A 1,560-nucleotide genomic window follows, 5' to 3' on the forward strand; every position below is an offset into this window, starting at 1 on the left:
CCGCCCCGGCCCCGTCCGGGCCGCCGCGGTCCCGGCCGGGCGCCTGAGGTCGCCGGGCGCACCGGACGGATCCGCCCCCGCGGCCCCGCCGCGGCCGGGGCCGGGGCAGGATGGGCGGGTGCAGGTACACCCGATCTCGCCCGACCGGCTCGCCGAACTGCTCGCCGACCGCATCGCCGCTCTCCCCGGGGCGGACGGCACGTGGCAGCGGGTCGCGGTGGACGGCGCGGCCGCCGCCCGGCCCGGGGCGCTCGCGGACGCGCTGGTGGAGCCGCTGCGCCTGCGCGGTCGCCCCGCGCTGCGCGTGTCGGCCGCGGACTTCCTCCGCCCCGCCTCGGTCCGGCTGGAGTACGGCAGGCAGGACGCGGACGCCTTCCACGACCTCTGGCTCGACGACGGTGCCCTGCTCCGCGAGGTCCTCGCCCCGCTGGACCCCGGCGGCACCGGCCGCGTCCTGCCGTCCCTGCGCGATCCCGTGACCGACCGCTCGACCCGCGCACCCTACCGGGAACTGCCGCCGGGCGGCGTGCTGTTGCTGGACGGCGCGCTGCTGCTCGGGCGCTGGCTGCCCTTCGAGCTGACCGTCCATCTGGCGCTCACCCCGGCCGCCCTGGCCCGTCGTACGGCGCCGGAGGAGCAGTGGACGCTGCCCGCCTTCGCCCGCTACGAGGCCGAGACCGGTCCGGCCGAGGCCGCCGACGTCACCGTCCGGGTGGACGACCCCCGCCACCCGGCCCTGGTCGAGCACCCGTAGGGACGGGTGGTTCCGCCGCGGTGGACGCCCGCGGCGGGCCGCTCAGCGCGTCGGGCGGCGGGCACCCGCGCCGGGCCGGACCGCCTCGGGCGCCGGGCCGCGCTGGCAGTACGGGCACCAGAAGGCCACCCGCTCCTGCGGCGGCGTGCCCTGGGTGGCCGTCAGCACCAGCGTGCCGCACCGCGGGCACGGCCGACCGGCGCGTCCGTACACCCAGTGCCGGTAGCCGCGCCTGGTGTCGCCGGTGGTGATGTGGCCCTCGCGCAGCCGGTTGGCGTCGAGCAGCTGCCGCGCCCGTTCCACCAGCCGGTCGGCGCGCGGCAGTTCACCGACCGCGGTCCACGGCGTGACACCGGCCAGGAAGCAGAGCTCGTTCGCGTAGACGTTGCCGATGCCGGCCAGGTTGCGCTGGTCGAGCAGCGCCTCGGCGACCGGCCTGCCCGGGTGGGCGAGCAGTCGGCGCACGGCCTCCGCCGGATCCCAGTCGGGGCCGAGCAGATCCGGCCCGAGGTGGCCGACCGCGCGCTCCTCGTCCGCGGTGCGCAGCAGTTCGACGACGGGCAGCCGGTAGCCGACCGCCGTCCCGGCCTCCGTGGCGAGGACGGCGCGGATCTGCCAGGCGGGACCGCCCGCCCACCGCTCGCCGGGGCGGTAGACCTCCCAGCGGCCGTCCATCCGCAGATGGGTGTGGAGGGTGAGGCCGCCCTCCAACCGGGTGAGCAGGTGCTTGCCGCGCGGGGTGACCTCCAGGACCCGGCGGCCGGCGAGGGCGGCGGTGGCGTGGGCGGGCACCCGCAGATCGGCGG

2 protein-coding genes are annotated in these 1,560 nt (G+C 78.8%); one reads left to right on the forward strand and one right to left on the reverse strand.

Annotated features, from left to right (window positions below):
* The first annotated feature begins 118 nt into the window (after nucleotides 1-118).
* Nucleotides 119-754: a uridine kinase gene (locus MCM47_RS40500; protein WP_238864688.1), complete on the forward strand. Its 636-nt coding sequence runs from the start codon at nucleotides 119-121 to the stop codon at nucleotides 752-754.
* 42 nt (nucleotides 755-796) lie between these two features.
* Here the strand turns inward: MCM47_RS40500 and MCM47_RS40505 are convergent.
* Nucleotides 797-1,560 (reverse strand): DNA-formamidopyrimidine glycosylase family protein (locus MCM47_RS40505; RefSeq protein WP_238951677.1); only part of this gene is annotated, 764 nt, incomplete at its 5' end.

The sequence above is a fragment of the Kitasatospora sp. A2-31 genome (assembly GCF_022288725.1).
Taxonomy (GTDB): domain Bacteria; phylum Actinomycetota; class Actinomycetes; order Streptomycetales; family Streptomycetaceae; genus Kitasatospora.